Annotated in this window: 18 protein-coding genes; 13 read left to right on the top strand and 5 right to left on the bottom strand. The window is 65.2% G+C overall.

Annotated elements, in window-relative coordinates:
* Window positions 1–173: 173 nt before the first annotated feature.
* Window positions 174–341, bottom strand: a complete 168-nt coding sequence (locus IE126_RS24305; protein ID WP_189382813.1) for a hypothetical protein — start codon at window positions 339–341, stop codon at window positions 174–176.
* A gap of 331 nt (window positions 342–672) precedes the next feature.
* Complete coding sequence (locus IE126_RS24300; RefSeq protein WP_054301521.1) at window positions 673–1,386, bottom strand: GntR family transcriptional regulator; 714 nt, start codon at window positions 1,384–1,386, stop codon at window positions 673–675.
* Between the two features lie 124 nt (window positions 1,387–1,510).
* Between IE126_RS24300 and IE126_RS24295 the strand changes: the two genes are divergently transcribed.
* From IE126_RS24295 to IE126_RS24235, 13 genes are all read left to right on the top strand, one after another.
* Window positions 1,511–2,104 (top strand): TRAP transporter small permease, encoded by a 594-nt coding sequence (locus IE126_RS24295; RefSeq protein WP_054301522.1) that lies wholly within the window; start codon window positions 1,511–1,513, stop codon window positions 2,102–2,104.
* On the top strand, window positions 2,101–3,372 hold the full coding sequence (locus IE126_RS24290; RefSeq protein ID WP_108128902.1) for a TRAP transporter large permease: 1,272 nt from the start codon (window positions 2,101–2,103) through the stop codon (window positions 3,370–3,372). Before IE126_RS24295 ends, IE126_RS24290 begins: the two co-directional genes overlap by 4 nt.
* Window positions 3,372–4,307, top strand: coding sequence for a 3-hydroxyacyl-CoA dehydrogenase family protein (locus IE126_RS24285; protein WP_189382811.1), 936 nt, complete (start codon window positions 3,372–3,374; stop codon window positions 4,305–4,307). The genes IE126_RS24290 and IE126_RS24285 overlap by 1 nt, the downstream gene beginning before the upstream one ends.
* Window positions 4,297–5,265 carry a TRAP transporter substrate-binding protein gene (locus IE126_RS24280; RefSeq protein ID WP_189382809.1) on the top strand — a complete coding sequence of 323 codons (969 nt, stop codon included), beginning with the start codon at window positions 4,297–4,299 and terminating at the stop codon, window positions 5,263–5,265. The genes IE126_RS24285 and IE126_RS24280 overlap by 11 nt, the downstream gene beginning before the upstream one ends.
* A gap of 58 nt (window positions 5,266–5,323) precedes the next feature.
* Window positions 5,324–6,184, top strand: coding sequence for a VOC family protein (locus IE126_RS24275; RefSeq protein ID WP_189382807.1), 861 nt, complete (start codon window positions 5,324–5,326; stop codon window positions 6,182–6,184).
* Entirely contained in the window at window positions 6,181–7,038 is an 858-nt protein-coding gene (locus tag IE126_RS24270; protein ID WP_054301527.1) for a VOC family protein, read from the top strand. Before IE126_RS24275 ends, IE126_RS24270 begins: the two co-directional genes overlap by 4 nt.
* Window positions 7,035–7,751 (top strand): class II aldolase/adducin family protein, encoded by a 717-nt coding sequence (locus tag IE126_RS24265; RefSeq protein WP_268245848.1) that lies wholly within the window; start codon window positions 7,035–7,037, stop codon window positions 7,749–7,751. Before IE126_RS24270 ends, IE126_RS24265 begins: the two co-directional genes overlap by 4 nt.
* On the top strand, window positions 7,744–9,198 hold the full coding sequence (locus IE126_RS24260) for a 2-hydroxymuconic semialdehyde dehydrogenase (protein WP_189382805.1): 1,455 nt from the start codon (window positions 7,744–7,746) through the stop codon (window positions 9,196–9,198). The genes IE126_RS24265 and IE126_RS24260 overlap by 8 nt, the downstream gene beginning before the upstream one ends.
* 10 nt (window positions 9,199–9,208) lie before the next feature.
* Window positions 9,209–9,991: an FAA hydrolase family protein gene (locus tag IE126_RS24255; protein ID WP_054301530.1), complete on the top strand. Its 783-nt coding sequence runs from the start codon at window positions 9,209–9,211 to the stop codon at window positions 9,989–9,991.
* Window positions 9,988–10,794: an HpcH/HpaI aldolase family protein gene (locus IE126_RS24250; RefSeq protein WP_189382803.1), complete on the top strand. Its 807-nt coding sequence runs from the start codon at window positions 9,988–9,990 to the stop codon at window positions 10,792–10,794. The genes IE126_RS24255 and IE126_RS24250 overlap by 4 nt, the downstream gene beginning before the upstream one ends.
* On the top strand, window positions 10,794–11,546 hold the full coding sequence (locus tag IE126_RS24245; RefSeq protein ID WP_189382801.1) for an SDR family NAD(P)-dependent oxidoreductase: 753 nt from the start codon (window positions 10,794–10,796) through the stop codon (window positions 11,544–11,546). The genes IE126_RS24250 and IE126_RS24245 overlap by 1 nt, the downstream gene beginning before the upstream one ends.
* Window positions 11,547–11,580: 34 nt before the next feature.
* Entirely contained in the window at window positions 11,581–12,201 is a 621-nt protein-coding gene (locus IE126_RS24240; protein WP_189382799.1) for a TetR/AcrR family transcriptional regulator, read from the top strand.
* Window positions 12,202–12,456: 255 nt separating this feature from the next.
* Window positions 12,457–13,854, top strand: a complete 1,398-nt coding sequence (locus tag IE126_RS24235; RefSeq protein ID WP_229825875.1) for an aminomethyl transferase family protein — start codon at window positions 12,457–12,459, stop codon at window positions 13,852–13,854.
* A 216-nt stretch (window positions 13,855–14,070) separates the two neighbouring features.
* Here IE126_RS24235 and metG read toward each other — a convergent pair whose 3' ends face one another.
* The 3 genes from metG to IE126_RS24220 all read right to left on the bottom strand — a co-directional run bounded on the left by metG (window position 14,071) and on the right by IE126_RS24220 (window position 17,366).
* Window positions 14,071–15,789, bottom strand: a complete 1,719-nt coding sequence (metG, locus tag IE126_RS24230) for a methionine--tRNA ligase (protein WP_189382795.1) — start codon at window positions 15,787–15,789, stop codon at window positions 14,071–14,073.
* Between the two features lie 133 nt (window positions 15,790–15,922).
* Window positions 15,923–16,675: an SDR family NAD(P)-dependent oxidoreductase gene (locus IE126_RS24225; protein WP_108128891.1), complete on the bottom strand. Its 753-nt coding sequence runs from the start codon at window positions 16,673–16,675 to the stop codon at window positions 15,923–15,925.
* A gap of 79 nt (window positions 16,676–16,754) precedes the next feature.
* Complete coding sequence (locus tag IE126_RS24220; RefSeq protein ID WP_308430008.1) at window positions 16,755–17,366, bottom strand: MFS transporter; 612 nt, start codon at window positions 17,364–17,366, stop codon at window positions 16,755–16,757.
* Window positions 17,367–17,530: the final 164 nt, after the last annotated feature.

The raw sequence follows: 17,530 nt of genomic DNA, 5'->3' as shown, positions 1-17,530 counted from the left end.
ACTCCTTTGACCCCCTCGCTCTTCGCTTGGGGGAGGGTCACATGGGTCAAATCTCAGTGGAAATTATGCGCCTACACGGGTCACTTCTCAGTGGAAATCAACACTTCCGGGCGACCACAGGAGTTCTGTCTGATACCCAAGCCGTTGCAGCGCCCCGATTGCCTTGACAAGATCTACGCTTTGAGTAGGTCAGCTTCCGCCCCGAAGGCGATTGCGCGTGCGAGCATGGGGTTGCCCTGACGCGCAGCGCTGCCCGCCTCGCCCATCTCGCTGGCCGCTTCCAGCAGCAGATCCCGCGCGGCGTGGTGGGCGTCGTAGGAGCCCCATCGGATTGCGTTCACTGGCGCGGGCTTGCCCTTTCGATCCGGTTCTGGATCAGCACTGGCAACGCCCAGATCAGCTCACCACGGTTCGCCCGGACCCGGCACGGCAGGTCCGCGTGCCGGAAGTCGGTGCGCTTGCCTGGTTCGGGTTGCCCCTGAAGCCCGGCGATACGTTGTGGGCAGGCTGCTTTCTGCGCTGGAACGCTGCCAGCAGAGCATCAATGCAAGGCGGATGATCGACGGGCTTTTCTTGCAATATTGGAACGGAGAACGCCTGGACTTCCGACGAGGTCAGCGGACGTCCAGCACGTCGGCAAGCGCATTTCCTCTGACAACACCCCGTCGCCCGTTACGGCGTGGTGGGCGCCGTCCCTCCGGCTTCAAGTGCTGCGACGACGCGGTCGGTCGTGCGCTGGATGTGGGCGAGGGTGACCTCGATCGCGCGGGGCACGTCGCGGTCCATCGCGCTTTCGAACAGGGCGCGGTGTTCTTCATGCACGTCTCGCGACAGTGCAGGGCGGCTGCGTGACAACTGGCGATAGCGTTCGTGATGCTTGTACATCATGCTGCGCATCCGCAGAAGCCAGACTGAACTTGCCGCGCCGACCAGCGCCTCGTGGAATTCGGTGTTCAGCCCCTCCCACTCGGTCAGGTCGCGCGGCTCGGCGCTGCGTTCCAGCCGTTCCAGCCGATACCAGGCCGAGATCAGACGCTCTTCCCAGGCGCGGTCGCCGCGCGGCAGCGACTGCGCGATGGCTTCGGCCTCCAGCTGCTTGCGGAGCTCGCCGATTTCGCGCGCGTCCTGCGCCGAAAGCGGCGCCACAATGCAGCCCCGCTGGCCCAGAAGCGTGACGAGATGGTCACCCGAGAGCCGCGCCAATGCCTCGCGCAGCGGGCCCGCGCCCAGGCCATAGCGGTCGCGCAGCATTTCGATCTTCAGCTTCAGTCCCGGTGCAAGCCGCCCCGCCACGATATCTTCGCGCAAAAGGCGATAGGCCTTTTCCGCAAGGGTCTTGTCGCTGGACTCAAAGGCATCTTGGGGAAGGACAATCGTCTGCTGCATGCGGGCTGCCGGGGTTGAAGTGTGGGCTTGCGGTGAACCCGATCATAGAGCGCATCGCAATAAAATCAAATTTTAGTTTGACATGGTTATAATATCAATATTTTCTGCTGACGGGGAGGAAAATATGGAAAACACCGTTCAATCATCGGCAGGGCTTGCCGGGCAGGTCAGGCCGCCTTCGGCCCTGGCCCGATTCAGCACCGGGCTGGCGCAGGCCGAAATCCTGTTGGCGGGGGTGCTGATGTTCCTCCTGTTCGTGCTGCTTCTGGCCAATGTGACCGGCCGTTTCCTCGGGGTGCCGCTGATCTGGGTTGATGAGCTTGCGGTCTACCTGATGGTGATCGTGGCCTTCCTGGCCGCCGCCGCCGCGCTGGACGCGCGACAGCATATCGCGGTCACGCTTTTGTCCGACATGATGTCGCCCCGCGCCGCTGGCCTGCTCCGGCTTCTGGCCGACCTGATCCTGCTGGCCTTCCTTCTGGCACTGGCCTGGATGGTCTGGATCTGGTTCGATCCGCTGACCGCTGCCGCTGCCGAAACGCTGGATGCCTTCGCGGCGCAAAGCTTCAACTTCATCTATCAGGAACCGACCGTGACGCTTGGCGTCCGCAAGGTCTGGTTCTGGCTGATCCTTCCGGTCTTTGCCGTCACCGCGACCATCCACTGCCTCGCCCAGATCGAGGCTGATCTGCGGCTGCTGAAAGGGGCGGGGCGATGATCGTCGGCGGCAGCTTCATCGGACTTGTCATCCTGTCGGTCCCCATCGCTTTCGTCCTGGCGATCTGCGCGCTGATCTACATTTTCGTCAGCGGCAACACCGTCCTTCTGCAATCCTTCCCGCAGCAATTGTTCGGCGGGCTTGAAAATTACGGCCTGTTGTCGCTGCCGCTTTTCATCCTGCTGGGCGAATTCATGAATGTGGGCGGCATCGGCCGGCGGCTGATGGCGCTGGCCGTGGCGATCCTTGGCTCCGTCAAGGGGGGGCTGGCCTATGTAAACCTCGGCGCGAACATGATGATGGCGGCGATTCTGGGCTCGACCGTGGCGCAGATCACCATCATGTCCCGCCTGGCGGTGCCCGAGATGGAAAAGCAGGGCTATCCGCGCGATGTCTCGGTGGCGATCACCGCGGCGGGCGGGCTGCTGGCGCCGATTGTTCCGCCCTCGATGCTGTTCATCATCTATGGCGTCATCGCGCAGCTGCCCATCGGCGATCTGTTCATTGCGGGCATCGTGCCGGGCATTCTGATCTTTCTCGCCTTCCTGGCGGTGATCGGCTGGCTTGGTCATAAACACGATTTTCCCCGCAGCGAGTCGCTGCCGCTGCCCGCCCGCCTGCGCGCCATCGCCGAGGCACTGCCTGCGGCGCTGATCCCGGCGACGATCATCGGCACGATCCTGGGCGGCATCGCCCATCCGACCGAAAGCGCCGCCCTGGGCAGCATCGCCACGATCATCGTCGGCGCCTTCATCTATCGCGAGCTGAAATGGCGCGACATTCTGGTGGCCTTCGGCAATGCCGCGCGGTCCTCGGCAATCGTGCTGTTCCTGATCGCCACCGCTACGGTGTTTTCCTGGGTCATCACCTTCGAGAACATCCCGGCACAGGTCGCTGCGGCGATGCAGGCGATGACGGCCTCCCCCCTGGTGTTCATGCTGATGCTGAACGTCCTGCTGCTGATGATCGGTATGGTCACCGACCCGATCCCCGCGATCATCCTGATCGTGCCGGTGATGCTGCCGGTGGCGACCGGGGTCTATGGCATCGACCCGGTATTCTTCGGCGTCGTCGTCTGCGTCAACCTGACCCTGGGACTGTTGACGCCGCCGGTCGGCACGGGCCTGTTCACCGCCGCGCTGATGGGCGGCGTCAGGGCCGAACGGCTGGCGGTGCTGCTGCTGCCCTTCTTCGTGGCGGTGCTGGCGGTGATTCTGCTGATGGTGTGTTTCCCGCAGACCGTCACCTTCCTGCCCGGGGTGCTGTGATGGCGACGGTCTGGGTGCTCGGCGGCGGGCTGATCGGGGCGGGATGGGCCGCGGCCTTCGGGCTGGCGGGTCATGCCGTGCAGGTGATCGATCCCGACATGGCGGCGGCACAGGCGCGGCTGGACGAGGTCTGGGCCCGTGCCACGGCGGCGATGGGCGACAAAGGGGCGGCGCTGCCGCGCGTCACGGTGGCTCCGCAAGGTCCGGCCCCGGCTTTGGTGCAGGAATGCCTGCCAGAGCGGCTGGCGCTGAAACGCGCCGCCCTGACGGAAATCCTGCCGCTTCTGAATCCGCAGACGCTGATCGCCTCGTCCTCCTCGGGCCTGTCGCCCGAGGACCTGCAACAAGGGCTGGAGGGCGCAGAGCGCCTGTTCATCGCCCATCCCTGCAATCCGCCCTGGCTGATGCCGGTGGTGGAACTGTCGGGCGGGGCGGCGACCGCACCCGAGGTGCTGACGCGGGCCCGCGCTTTCTATGAAGGGCTGGGCAAGCGTGTCTTGACCCTGGCCAGGCCGATGCCGGGCCATCTGGTCAATCGCCTGCAGGCGGCGCTGTGGCGCGAGGCGGTGCATCTGGTGCGCGAAGGCGTGGCCTCACTTGCCGATGTGGAAGATGCGGTGACGCTGGGTCTGGCGCCGCGCTGGTGCCTGATGGGGCCTTCGGCGGTGTTCCATGTCTCGGGCGGGCCGCGCGGCTTTGAAGGTTTTTTCGACGCGCTGGGCCCGGAATTCGAACGCTGGTGGGACACGCTGGGCGCGCCCCGCTTCGATGCCGAAACCCGCGCCGCGCTGGTCCAGGGTATGGCGGAGGCCGATCCGCGCAGCGTGGCTGAGATCGGTGCCGCGCGCGACCGGCGCCTGCCGCAAGTCTTGACGTTTCTGGAGGAGCTGGCCCGCGCTGACGGGCCCAAGGGAGGAAGACAAGATGAAGTTTAAGACGATCGGATGGGCGGCGGGGCTGGCGTTTCTGCTGTCCGGTGGCATGGCCGCGGCGGAACAATACCGGCTGGGCCTGATCACCCCGCCTTCGCATCAATGGAGTGTCCATGCCCAGAAGGCGGCGGATGCGATCAAGGAAAAGACGGAAGGCCGGGTTGAGATCAGCCTTTTCCCCTCGGGCCAGCTTGGCTCCGAGGCGCAGATGCTGCAGCAGCTGCAGACCGGCGCGCTGGATTTCGCCTTTCTGACAGTCGGCGAATTCGCCAACCGCGATCCGAATTACGGCATCTTTCTTGCCCCCTATCTGGTCAGCGACATCGAGGGTGCCAAGACGGTTCTCGGCGGGGCCACGGCGGGCAAGCTTCTGGCCGACATGAACAAGTTCGGGCTGGTCGGTCTGGGCTGGAGCTCGGCCGGGATGCGCACCGTCGTCATGCGCGGCACCATCGCCAATGTGGGCGATCTGGCAGGCAAGAAGATTCGCACCGTGCCGAACGCGCCGGAACTGGATTTCTGGACGCTTCTGGGCGCGACCCCCACGCCGATGCCGCTGCCCGCGCTCTATGATGCGCTGGCCAATGGCCAGGTCGATGGCGCGCAGCTGGACCATGAAGGCACCTGGAACACCAAATATTACGATCATGCCGGCACGATCATCGACTCGCGCCACATGATGTTCCCCATGGTCGCCGTGGCCTCGGGCCGCAAATGGCAGGCGATCTCCGAAGAAGATCGCGCCGCGATCCAGGAAATCATGACCGCGAACTTCACCGACATCATCGACGCCTATGGCGCACTCGATAACAAATACATGGAAGACCTCAAGACGACCCCGGTCCCGGTCGTGACGGTGGACCGCGCCTGGTTCGGCCCGGCGGTCGACAAATGGTATGAAGACTGGCGCGTGAAAGCCCCGCTTCTTGTCGAACTGGAAGCCGAATTGGCGTCAAACTGACCTTTAGGGGGCCGGGCGCCAGCCTGCCCGGCCTCCGCCAAGCCCTGCGGAGACGAAGATGACCTATCGTGACCTGCGCTATCTGCGCGTCGATGTCGAAGACCTTGAGGCGGCGAGCGCCTTCGCCGCCGATGTCTTTGCGCTGATGCCGATGGACCGCGACGACAACCGTGCCCTGTTCCGCTCGGACGCGCGCAACTATGCGCTGTGCTGCGCGCGGGGCGACGGTAATGCCGTGGCGCTGACCGTGGCGCGACCCGAGGATCTGGATGCCCTGGCCGATCGGTTGGCGGCAGCGGGCCATCCATCGGCCCGGCTCTCGGCCGAGGCCTGCGCGGTGCGGCAGGTCAAACAGGGGCTGGCGGTCGCCGCGCCGAATGGCGTGACGGTGGAGCTGGTGTGGCGGCCGCTGACCTCGGGCTGGCCCTATCATGGCGGGCGTGATGCCGGGATCAGCGATTTCGCCGCCGTCTCGCTGTGCTGCCGCGACATCGCGGCGAGCGAGGAGTTCTGGGTCAGGGGCCTGGGCCTTCGCGTCAGCGACTATGCCGGTGACGCGGTTTTCCTCGCGCTGGACGAGGCGCATCACCGCATCGCGCTTTATCCGTCGGAGCGGGACGGCATCCTGGGCGCAAGCTGGGAGGTCGCGACCCGCGATCACATCATGCGCAACTGGTATCATTTCCAGAAGCTGCAATTGCCCGTCGTGGCCGGGCCCGGCCGCCAGCCCACTTCGGGCGCCAGTTTCGTCACCACGCGCGGGCCGGGGGGGCTTCTGTTCTCCTATATCCACGGCATGGAGAAGGGCCCGCAGATCGCAACCCGCGGCCCGCGCCAATTCGCCGATGCCGCCCGGTCGCATTGCGCCTGGGGCTCGCCCAGCACGCAGCAGGAATTTCACGGAAGGACCGAAGGATGATCGAACTTCGCGATGTCGTCTATTGCCGCTTGGGCACAACCGATCTGGCGGGCGCCGAATGGTATGCGGTCAATATCCTGGGGCTTGAAGTGGCCGAGCGGCGCAAGGGCGCGGTCTATTTCAAATCCGACGCCCGCGCCCATACGCTGTGCTATTTCGAGGGCGACCCGACCGATCAGATGACGGCCTTCGAGATCGGCACAGCGCAGGATCTGCACACAGCCGGCGCCACGCTGGAAGCGCTGGGCCATGATGTCTATTACGGCACCCGCGCGGAATGCGAAGCACGGATGGTGCGCGAATTCATCCGCTTCCGCGACCCGACCGGCAATGTGATCGAATTCGTGCTGCGGCCGGAAACCACCGGGCTTGACTATCACGGCAGCCGCAATGCCGGGATCACCGGCTTCTCGCATGTGGGCCTGTGCTCTTCCGACCTGGCGCGGGACGAACATTTCTGGACCTCTGTCTGCAATGCCCGGGTGTCGGACCGGATCGGCGATGCGCCTTTGATGCGGCTGGGCACGATCCACCATTCCATTGCGCTGTTCCCTTTTCACCGCGCGGGCATCCAGCACATCAACCACCAGGTCGGATCGACTGACGACATCCAGCGCTCGTTCCATTTCGTGCGCGAGAACCAGGTGAACATCACCTTCGGCCCCGGCGCGCATCCGACCTCTTCGGCGGAATTCCTGTATTTCACCGGGCCCGAGGGCATGACCTTCGAATATTCGACCGGCGTGCGCGAAATCCATGACGAACCGGCGTGGCGCGACCGCCAGTTCCATTTCGAGCCGAAGGGCTTCTGCCACTGGGGCTCTGCTCCACAGATTGCGGCGTTCAAGAAATGATGACGGCGCAGATTGAAACGCTGGCCCGCACGGTGCGGATCGCGGCGCGGGCCTTGGGGCGGGCAGGGCTGGTCCATGCCTATGGCCATTGCTCGGCCCGGATCGACGCCGATCACTTTCTGGTCGCGCCGTCGAAACCCCTGGCCCATGTCCGCCCGGGCGAGGCCTGCACCGTGGTGCCCGTGAATGGCCCTCTGCCCGAGGGCGTGCTGGGCGAGGTGCGGCTGCATCAGCGGATCTATGCGCTGCGGCCCGAGGCGGGCGGCGTGATCCGCTTCATGTCGCCTCAGGCGATGGCCCTGGCGGCGCTGGGCCGCGTGCCTGCAATGCGCCATGGCTTCGGCACTTATTTTGCCCCGCGCGTCGGGTTGTGGGATGATCCGCAGCTGGTGCGCGATGATGCCAAGGCCAAGGGCGCGATTGCCGCCATGGGCGACAGCCGGGGCCTGCTGATGCGTGGCAATGGCGCGGTGGTGGCGGGCGACAGCCTGACCGAGGCGTTGGGCCTGGCCTTCTACCTGGAAGATGCCTGCCGGATCGAACTGGCGGCGCTGGCCTCGGGCCTCGCCGATGCGCCGGTGATCGGACCTGAGGCCGCAGCTGAACGGGCGACCAAGGCCGGACGGATTTTTGAACGGATGTGGGACTACCTGACCGAAGGCGACCCTGAAGGCGCCGCGGCCACGGGTCCGCAAGGAGAGCGTGATGACTGAGTTTCTGAATTTCATCGACGGGCGTTTCGTTCCCGGTCGGGCCGAAGCCTTCGCCAACCATTTCCCCTCGACCGGCGAAGTGCTGGGCGAGGTGCGCGCTGCCGACCGCGATCAGGTCGACGAGGCGGTGGGCGCGGCGCAGCGGGCGCTGAAAGGCCCATGGGGCCGGATGGCCCTGGCCGAACGGGTGGCGCTGCTGCGCAAGGTGGCCGACGGGATCAACGCCCGCTTCGACGAATTCCTGGCCGCCGAGATCCGCGACACCGGCAAGCCGCGCTCGATTGCCAGCCATATCGACATCCCGCGCGGGGCCGCCAATTTCAACGTCTTCGCCGATCAGGTGATGACGTTGTCGAACGAAAGCTTCGAGATGGCGACGCCTGATGGCGGCGGCGCGCTGAACTATGCCGTGCGCGGACCGCGCGGGGTGATCGCGGTGGTTTGCCCCTGGAACCTGCCGCTCTTGCTGATGACCTGGAAAGTCGCGCCCGCGCTGGCCTGCGGCAATACGGTGGTGGTGAAGCCGTCCGAGGAAACCCCGGCCACCGCCACGCTTCTGGGCGAGGTGATGAACGCCGCAGGCATCCCGCCCGGCGTCTATAACGTGGTGCATGGCCACGGCCCCGGCTCGGCCGGCGAATTCCTGACCCGCCATCCCGGCGTCAACGGCATCACCTTCACGGGCGAAACCTCGACCGGCGAGGCGATCATGGCCGCCTCTTCCAGGGGCGTGCGGCCGGTTTCGCTGGAACTGGGCGGCAAGAATGCCGGGATCATCTTTGATGATGCCGATTTCGACAAGACGATGGAAGGGATCGGGCGCGCCTGTTTCGCCAATACCGGGCAGGTCTGCCTGGGCACCGAACGCATCTATGTGCAGCGCGGCATTTTCGACCGCGTGGCCGAGGGCCTGGCCGCCAAGGCGCGGGCCTATCGCTTCGGCGACCCTTTCGATCCCGCGACGACCATGGGTCCGGTGATCTCGACCGAACATCGCGCCAAGGTCCTGTCCTATTACGACCGCGCGGCCAAGGGCGGGGCGCAGGTGCTGGCCGGTGGCGGCGTGCCGTCGATCCAGGGCTATGAAGGTGGCTATTGGGTGGAACCCACGGTCTGGACCGGCCTGGCGGAAGACAGCCCGGTGATCCGCGAGGAAATCTTCGGGCCCTGCACCCATCTGCAACCCTTCGACACCGAGGACGAGGCGATCGCCCTGGCCAACAACTCACCCTACGGGCTTGCCACCACGATCTGGACCGAAAGCCTGGGCCGCGCCCATCGCGTCGCCCGTCAGGTCGAGGTGGGGATTTCCTGGGTGAACTGCTGGTTCCTGCGTGATCTGCGCACGCCGTTCGGGGGCGCCAAGGCCTCGGGCATCGGGCGCGAGGGCGGGGTCCATTCGATGGAGTTCTACACCGAACTCCGCAACATCTGCATCAAGCTCTAAGGAAAACCCCATGTTGACCGAAGACCAGCGGGCGGAATGCGTCGCCTCGCTTCTGGAAAGCCACCGCAGCAAGGTGCAGGGCATGCGCCCGTCCGAGCGCTTTCCCCAGATCGAACTTGAAGACAGCTATGCGATTTCCTCGGCCGTGGCGGCGGCCAAGGTCAAGGCCGGCGCCCGCATCATCGGCCATAAGATCGGCCTGACGTCGAAGGCGATGCAGGCGGCCTCGAAGATCGACGAGCCGGATTTCGGCTATATGTTCGACGACCTGATCCTGAACGATGGCGCGAAAGTGCCCTTCGACAGTTTCTGCGTGCCGCGGGTGGAACCCGAACTGACATTCATCCTGAAAGAGCCGCTGAAAGGCCCGGGCATCGGGCTGATCGACGTGATGCGCGCCACCGAATGGGTCGTGCCCTCGATCGAGATCATCGACGCCCGCGTGACCGAACCGCGCCGGATCTTCGACACGGTGGCCGATAATGGCGCGGCGGCGGGGATCATCCTGGGCGGTCGGCCGGTGCGGCCCACCGATGTGGACCTGCGCTGGGTCGGCGCGATCTTCTACCGCAATTCGGAAATCGAAGAGACCGGACTTGCGGCGGGGGTGCTGGGCCATCCGGCCATGGCCATCGCCTGGCTGGCAAACAAGGTCGGCCAGTATGGCACGGTGCTGGAACCCGGCCATATGATGCTGTCGGGCAGCTTCACCCGGCCGGTCCATGCGAAAAAGGGCGATACGCTGCATGCCGATTTCGGCCCGCTCGGCTCGGTTTCGGTGCAGTTCACATGACCGGCCTGCCGCATCACCCGCTGACCACCGGCCCGGTTTCCGCCCCGCGCAACGCCTTCAAGGCGCGGCTTGCGGCGGGCGAGGCTTTGCACGGGCTTTGGCTGTCGATCCCCAATGCGGTGACGGCCGAGGCGCTGAGCCTCCTGGGCTTCGACTGGCTGCTGTTCGACACCGAACATGCGGCCGTCGATCTGGCCGATCTGCAACCCTTGCTGCAGGCGGCTTCTGCGGGGCCCTCGGCCCATGTGCTGCGTCCGGCCTGGAACGACAAGGTGCTGATCAAGCGCGCGCTTGATATGGGGGCGCAGACCCTGCTGGTGCCCTTCGTCCAGACAGCCGGGGAGGCGGCGGCCGCTGTCGCCGCCTGCCTTTACCCGCCGCACGGTATCCGCGGCGTGGCCGGTGGCACGCGGGCCAGCCGCTATGGCCAGACCGCGGATTATTTCAGCGTCGCCAATGCCGAGATCTGCCTGCTGGTGCAGATCGAGACCGGCGAGGCGCTGGCGCGTCTGGAAGAGATCGCCTCGGTTCCGGGCGTCGATGGCGTGTTCATCGGCCCCTCGGACCTTGCGGCTTCAATGGGGCATCTGGGCAATCCGGCCCATCCCGATGTGCAGGCCACGCTGCAAGACGCCATCGCGCGGCTGCACAAGCTGGGCAAGCCCGGCGGCATCCTGGCCACCAATCCGGCCGATGCGCGGCGCTACCTGTCCTGGGGCTATGCCTTCGTCGCGGGCAGCGTCGATCTGGGCCTGCTGGTCGCCGCCGCAAGGTCTGTGCGCGACGCGCTGCGCGAGGCGTGATGGACCTGTTCCGGCTGGAGGGTCGGGCGGCCCTGATCACAGGCGGGGCGAGTGGCATTGGCCTTGCCACGGCGCGGCTGTTTCACCGGGCCGGCGCGCGGGTGGCGATCCTGGATCGCGACGTAGCGGCGGTCCGGGCCGTTTGCTCGGCCGAGGGGCTGACTTTGGCGCTTGCCGCCGATGTCACCCGGGCCGACGAGGTCGAGGCTGCCGTGGCGCAGGCCGAAACGGCTTTGGACGGCATCGACATTCTGGTCAATTCGGCTGGCATCGCGCTGCGCATGGCCGCGACCGAGATGCCGCAGGCCGATTGGGACCGGGTCGTCGCCGTCAACCAGACCGGGCTTTTTCTGGTCTCCCGCGCGGTCGCACGCGGCATGCTGGCGCGCGGCCGCCCGGCGGCCATGGTGCATCTGTCCTCGATCCTCGCCTTCTCGGGCGGCGGGCTCTACCCGAACCTGTCCTACCACGCGACCAAGGGCGCGGTTGCCAGCATGGCCCGTGCCATGGCGAATGAATGGGCGCCGCTGATCCGCGTCAATGCCGTCGCCCCCACCTGGGTGCGCACCGGCTTTATCGGCAAGCTTGAAAGCGATCCGGCGCTTATGCAGCGTATGCAGGCCGCGATGCCGCTTGGCCGCATGGCCGAGACGGAGGAGGTCGCGGCGGCGATCCTGTTCCTTGCCTCGGATGCGGTGGCGATGATCACCGGCCATAACTTGCCCGTCGACGGCGGCTTCCTGTCCCGCTAGGCAGGGGCAGGTGGCTTCGGCGAAGGGCGGGAAGATGGCGGAACAACCGGCGCGCCGGCGGCGTACCCAAAGCGAACGGCGCGAGGCGACGCAGGCCGCGGTCCTCGACACGGCGCTCGAAATCCTGGCGACCGAGGGCTACGTCGCCTTCGCCTCAAGCGGGGTCGCTGCGCGGGCCGGTATTTCGCGCGGGGCACTTGAGCATTATTATCCCAGGAAGATCGACCTCATCGCCGCCGCCTGCCACCATGCCATTGAACGTTCCGTGGCCGAAGCGCGCGAAGCGGCCGCAAGCCCGGACATGGCGGGCGATCCGGTCGGCACCTTCCTTTCCGCTTCGGAACGCTTCTTCTTCGCCCCTGCCTATGCCGCCCAGATCGAGCTTCTCATCGCCGCCCGTGCCGACAGGGCGCTGGCCGGGGTGATCCACCCGATCGTCCTTGATGCGAGGCGGCGGCTCGACGATGTCTGGACCGAGGTCCTGATCCGCCTGGGTCAGGAGGCTGCCGTCGCCCGGCGCTATGTCGACCTGTCGCATGTGCTGATGCGCGGTCTCTATCTTGCCGAGACCTGGCTGCCCCAGGGAGACGAACGCGAAAAGATCATCGCACAATGGCGTGACGCCTCGCGCGCCTTGCTGGCTTCCGGGTTTTAAGTTTTTAAAAACAAATGGTTGCAGTGCTGATTCCGCCCACGCTCTCAGCTACTTCAAAAAACAAGGAATACTCCTTGTAAGTTGCGTTTTCGCCCGTCTTGCCCTATCCTGCCCGCACGATAACCCCTTACCCGCGCGATCAGAGGAGGAGCAGCGCAGGGTCCGAACCGCGCAGCCAAAGGGCGCTGTGCGATCGAAGATGCATGCCCGAATTCACCCCAAAAGCCGTCCATACCCGACATGCGGAGCAGAAAGATGAAAACGCTTCAGGACCTGATCGACCAGACGCCCGATCTGGTTGATCACCTCTACAACGACACGATCTCGCAATATCACAAGTCGCGCACCGGCCTTCTCGCCACGCTGATCGCCCCCGAATACACGACCTGGCGCGAAGAACAGCGCGCCTGGCGCGAAACGGCGGTGCTGTTCAACCAGTCGCATCACATGCCGGTCCTGTTCGTCAAAGGCCGCGATGCCCGCAAGCTTCTGGAATATCTCAGCCCCTGCACCTTCTCGAACCTCTCGACCGACCGGGCGAAGCAGTATTTCTGTGTCACCCCGCGCGGCCATCATGTCGGCGACTGCGTGCTGAACTACTATGGCGAGGCAGAGGGCTTCGAACTCATCTCTGGCATGCCGGTTCTGAACTGGGTCCGCTTCCACGGCGAGACCGGCGGCTATGACGTGCAGATGCGCTTCGATCCGAGCACACCCTACGCCAGGGACGGCCAGCGCGAGAAGTTCCGCTTTCAGCTTGAAGGCCCCAATGCCCGGGACATTCTGGACGAGATCTGCGAGGGCGGCTGGCCCGAGATCAGGTTCTTCCACACCGCGTATGTCACCATCGCGGGCTGCCGGGTGCATGTGCTGCGGCATGGCATGGCCGGACATGCCGGGGCGGAACTCTCGGGCCCCTTCGCCGAACTCGACCGGGTGCGCGATGCGATCATTGCTGCGGGCGAAAAGCGCGGCCTGCGCCAGGCAGGCACCCGGACCTATTACTCCACCCCGCTTGAAGACGGCTGGATTCCCTATCCCTTGCCCGGCATCTATACCGGCGACGAGCTGCGCGCCTATCGCGAATGGCTGCCGGCCGACAGCTGGGAGGCGAACATGCAGCTGGGCGGTAGCCTCTACAGCCGGGATATCGAGGATTATTACTGGACGCCCTCGGCGCTGGGATATGAGAAATTCGTCAAGTTCGACCATGATTTCATCGGTCGCGCCGCGCTTGAGGCGCAGATGCAGGCCCCGCGCCGCGTCAAGCGCGTGCTGCGCTGGCACCATGACGATGTGGCCAGGATCTTCGCTTCTCAGACCGGCGACGGGCCGATCTACAAGGCGATCGACATGCCCACCTCCTATTACGGCTGGCCCCAGGCAGATGAACTGCGCAGCGCCGATGGCGCGCTGATCGGCATGTCGCAATATTGCGGTTACAACATCAACGAACGCGAATTCCTGTCACTGGCCTGTGTCGACGAAGCCTTTGCCGAACCCGGCACCGAGGTCGTGTTGACCTGGGGCGAAGTGAGCGGCGGCTCGCGCAAACCCCATGTCGAACGGCACGACCAAACGACGATCCGCGCCACGGTCCACCTTGCCCCCTTCTCGAAAGAGGCCCAGGAAAAACTGCGCGCGGTGATCTGACCCAGTTCGCGCCGCCATCATGGCCCCCACGTTGGGGGCCATTGATCTGCGGTCTGTCGCCGAAATCCGATTGCTGCCCGTCCCAACACGCTCTCCGGTCAGCGGTTCTGGCAGCTGTGCCTCTCAGCACATCGGGGCCGCCCATTTCTGACGGTCCCTGCACCACGCATTAGCGATGGTGACCAGCTTTCTGCGACGGCGATGATGATGTCCCGATCACTCGCGCTTGCCCGCAAAGCGCTGTTGCCAGTCGGCGCGTTCCTCATCAGTGATCTTGCGGAACAGGTTCTCCGGCACGGTGAACGCGTGCCCGGCGGGCAGGGCGCGAATGGCCTCCGGCACGTCGCTGGGCCAGGTCCAGTCGTCTGATCCCATCGCGGCCATCATGGCCTGCGCTGCATCGGGGATGAAGGGCTGCGACAGGATCGCATAGACCCGGATCAGGTTCAGGCTGAGTCGGATCATCGCCTCGGCCCGAGCCGGATCGGTCTTGATCGCGCTCCACGGTGCCGCCGCTTGCAGGTATTCGTTCCCGATCACCCAGATCGCCCGCAACTCGGCCGCCGCCTTGCGGACCTCAATCGCGTTCATATAGCCTTCGTAATCGCGGATGCGCGCGCCCAGTTCCGCGATCAGCGCGGTTTCCTGCGGGCCGAATTCGCCGCCCTCCGGCACCGCCTCGCCCAGCTTGGACTTGGCGAATTTGGTCACGCGGCTGACGAAATTGCCCAGAACGTCGGCCAGATCCTTGTTCACGGAAGCCTGGAAATTCTCCCATGTAAACTCGCTGTCGGCGCTTTCAGGGGCGTGGCTGAGCAGCCACCAGCGCCAGTAATCCGAAGGCAGGATCGACAGCGCCTGATCCATGAACACCCCGCGCCCGCGCGAGGTGGAGAACTGGCCGCCATCATAGTTCAGGTAGTTGAAGGACTTGAGGTAATCGACCAGCTTCCACGGCTCGCCCGACCCCAGGATCGTGGCGGGGAAGGACAGGGTGTGAAAGGGCACGTTGTCCTTGCCCATGAACTGATAATAGGTCACGTCTTCGGCGCCTTTGTCGGTGCGCCACCAGCGTTCCCAATCGGCGTCCTGCTTGCCATTGGCATCGGCCCATTCGGCGGTGCCCGCGATATACTCGATGGGGGCATCGAACCAGACGTAGAAGACCTTGCCCTCCATCCCCGGCCAGGGCTGATCGCCCTTCATCACAGGGATACCCCAATGCAGGTCGCGGGTGATGCCACGATCCTGCAAGCCGTCGCCGTCATTCAGCCATTTCTTCGCGATGGAAGTGGTCAGCACCGGCCAGTCGGCCTTGCTGTCGATCCAGGCTTCCAGCCTGTCGCGCAGGGCGCGCTGCATCAGATAAAGATGCTTGGTTTCCCGTACTTCCAGATTGGTGGAGCCGGAAATCGTGGAATGCGGGTTGATCAGGTCGGTCGGGTCAAGCTGCTTGGTGCAGTTGTCGCACTGGTCGCCCCGCGCGCTGTCATAGCCGCAGTTCGGGCAGGTGCCCTCGATATAGCGGTCGGGCAGGAAGCGGTTGTCGTCGATGGAAAAGATCATCTTTTCCGAAACTTCGCGGATCAGCCCGTGATCGGCCAGTTGCCCCGCGAAATGCTGAGTCAGCTTGTGGTTCCGTTGGCTGGAGGAGCGGCCGAAATGATCGAAGGACAGGCGGAAGCCGCAGGCCAGATCGGCCTGAACCTCGTGCATCTCGGCGCAGTAATCCGCGACAGGCTTGCCCGCCTTGGCGGCGGCCAGTTCGGCCGGGGTGCCGTGTTCATCGGTCGCGCAGATGAACATGACCTCGTTGCCGCGCGCGCGCATGTAGCGGGCGAACAGGTCGGCGGGCAGCTGGCTGCCCACCAGATTGCCCAGATGCTTGATCCCGTTGATATAGGGAATAGCCGAAGTGATGAGAATCCGAGCCATGCCGCGTCCCCTTTTCCATTGCGGCACCATCCTGCGCCGCGGGCCTTTCCATTGCTGCGCCGCCAAGCGCCACAGGCCTTTCCGTTCCGGCGCTGTTTAGCGCCGCAGACGAGGCGGGAAAAGGGCTTTCGGCCTATTGCGCGCAGTATCCGCCGTCGATCAGGTGATACGATCCGTTGATGAATTTCGCCTGATCCGACAAGAGGAACAGCGTCAGCGCCGCGACCTCCGCCGGTTGTCCCAGCCGCCCCACCGGATGCACCGCCACCAGCGCCTCTTTCGCGCCCTCGGGCAGGTTGGCCAGCAGGGGCGTGTCGATGAAGGCGGGGCCCACGGCATTTACCCGGATGCCTTTCGCCGCATATTCCAGCGCGGCGGTGCGGGTCAGCCCCAGCAGCGCGTGTTTCGCCGCCACATAGGCGCCCGCATTGGCAAAGCCGACCGAGCCGAGAATCGAGGCCATGTTGACGATGGCGCCGCCACCGGATTTCAGCATCTCGGGAATGGCGAAGCGCAACCCGTAGAACACGGCGTCAAGGTTCACGCCCATCACCTGTCGCCAGCCCTCCAGCGGATACTCGCCCAAAGGCGCTGTCGGTCCGCCGATTCCGGCGTTGTTCACCAGCAGGTCGATCCTGCCGCCCGCCGCCACCGCCTCGGCCACCAGGCGCTCCACCACCGCCGGGTCCGAGATATCGCCCGCGCCGGGCTGGGCCTGTCCACCCGCCGCGACGATCCGGTCGGCGACGGCGGCAGCCGTATCGGGGTGCAGGTCGGCCACAATGACCCGCGCCCCGGCACGACCCAGTTCCAGCGCGATGGCCTCGCCAATGCCGGAGCCCGCTCCGGTTACAAGGGCCGTCTTGCCACTAAAGGAAATCTGCATTTCTGCCTCCTGTCGCTGTTTGTGGGGGCAGTATGGCACAGGCGGCGGGTGATCGCGTTGATCCGGCGCAAATGGCCGATCACTCTCCCGTGCGGTCGCGCTTCAGAAGGCGCCCGATCAGGAATGACGTGCGCGGTTCATAGGTATAGGCGGTGCGGGTCTGCGACGGGCGCACCCGCATCCGGGCGAAGCCGAAGACGATCAGTCCGGCATGCGCAATCCCGATCATCACGAACATCGCTTCCGGCCCGAAATGTTCAATCACCAGCGAGGCGACATAGGGGCTGGCGATGGCGCCGACAGCATATAGGAACATCAGCGCCGCCGAAAGCTCCACCCTTTCCTGCGGCTCGGCGTAGTCATGGGCATGCGCGGTCGAGATGGAATAGACGGGCAAGGTGGCAAATCCGAACAGCGCGGCGGCAGCAAAGACGCCGGAAATGCCGGAGGCCGCCAGAGCGATGGTGGCGCCACAGGCGAAGATGCCCGCGACCGATATCCAGATCAGCACGGACCGGCGGTCATAGCGGTCGGCGAGCCAGCCGACCGGAATTTGCGCCACTGCCCCGCCCAGCACATAGGCGGCCAGAAACAGCGCGATCAGATCGGCGCCCAGACCGACCTCCAGCCCGTAGACCGGGCCGACCATGCGAAACGCTGCGCCGGTCACGCCCGATACCACCACCCCCATGCTGGCCAATGGTGATTTGCGCCATGCGAGACCGGGGCGCAGGCGGGGGGCCAGCGGGGTAGATGGAATGGTTGCCGCCCTCCCCAAACGGCATCGCGATGTGCCAAGATTGTGGTGTTCAGAGCCACAAAACGGAGAGGACGGCATATAATGGATACTATGAT

It is taken from the genome of Gemmobacter nanjingensis (assembly GCF_014652195.1).
Lineage (GTDB): Bacteria > Pseudomonadota > Alphaproteobacteria > Rhodobacterales > Rhodobacteraceae > Gemmobacter > Gemmobacter caeni.
Note: the sequence above shows the minus strand (reverse complement) of the source record. Positions and strands in the feature narration are given on the sequence as shown.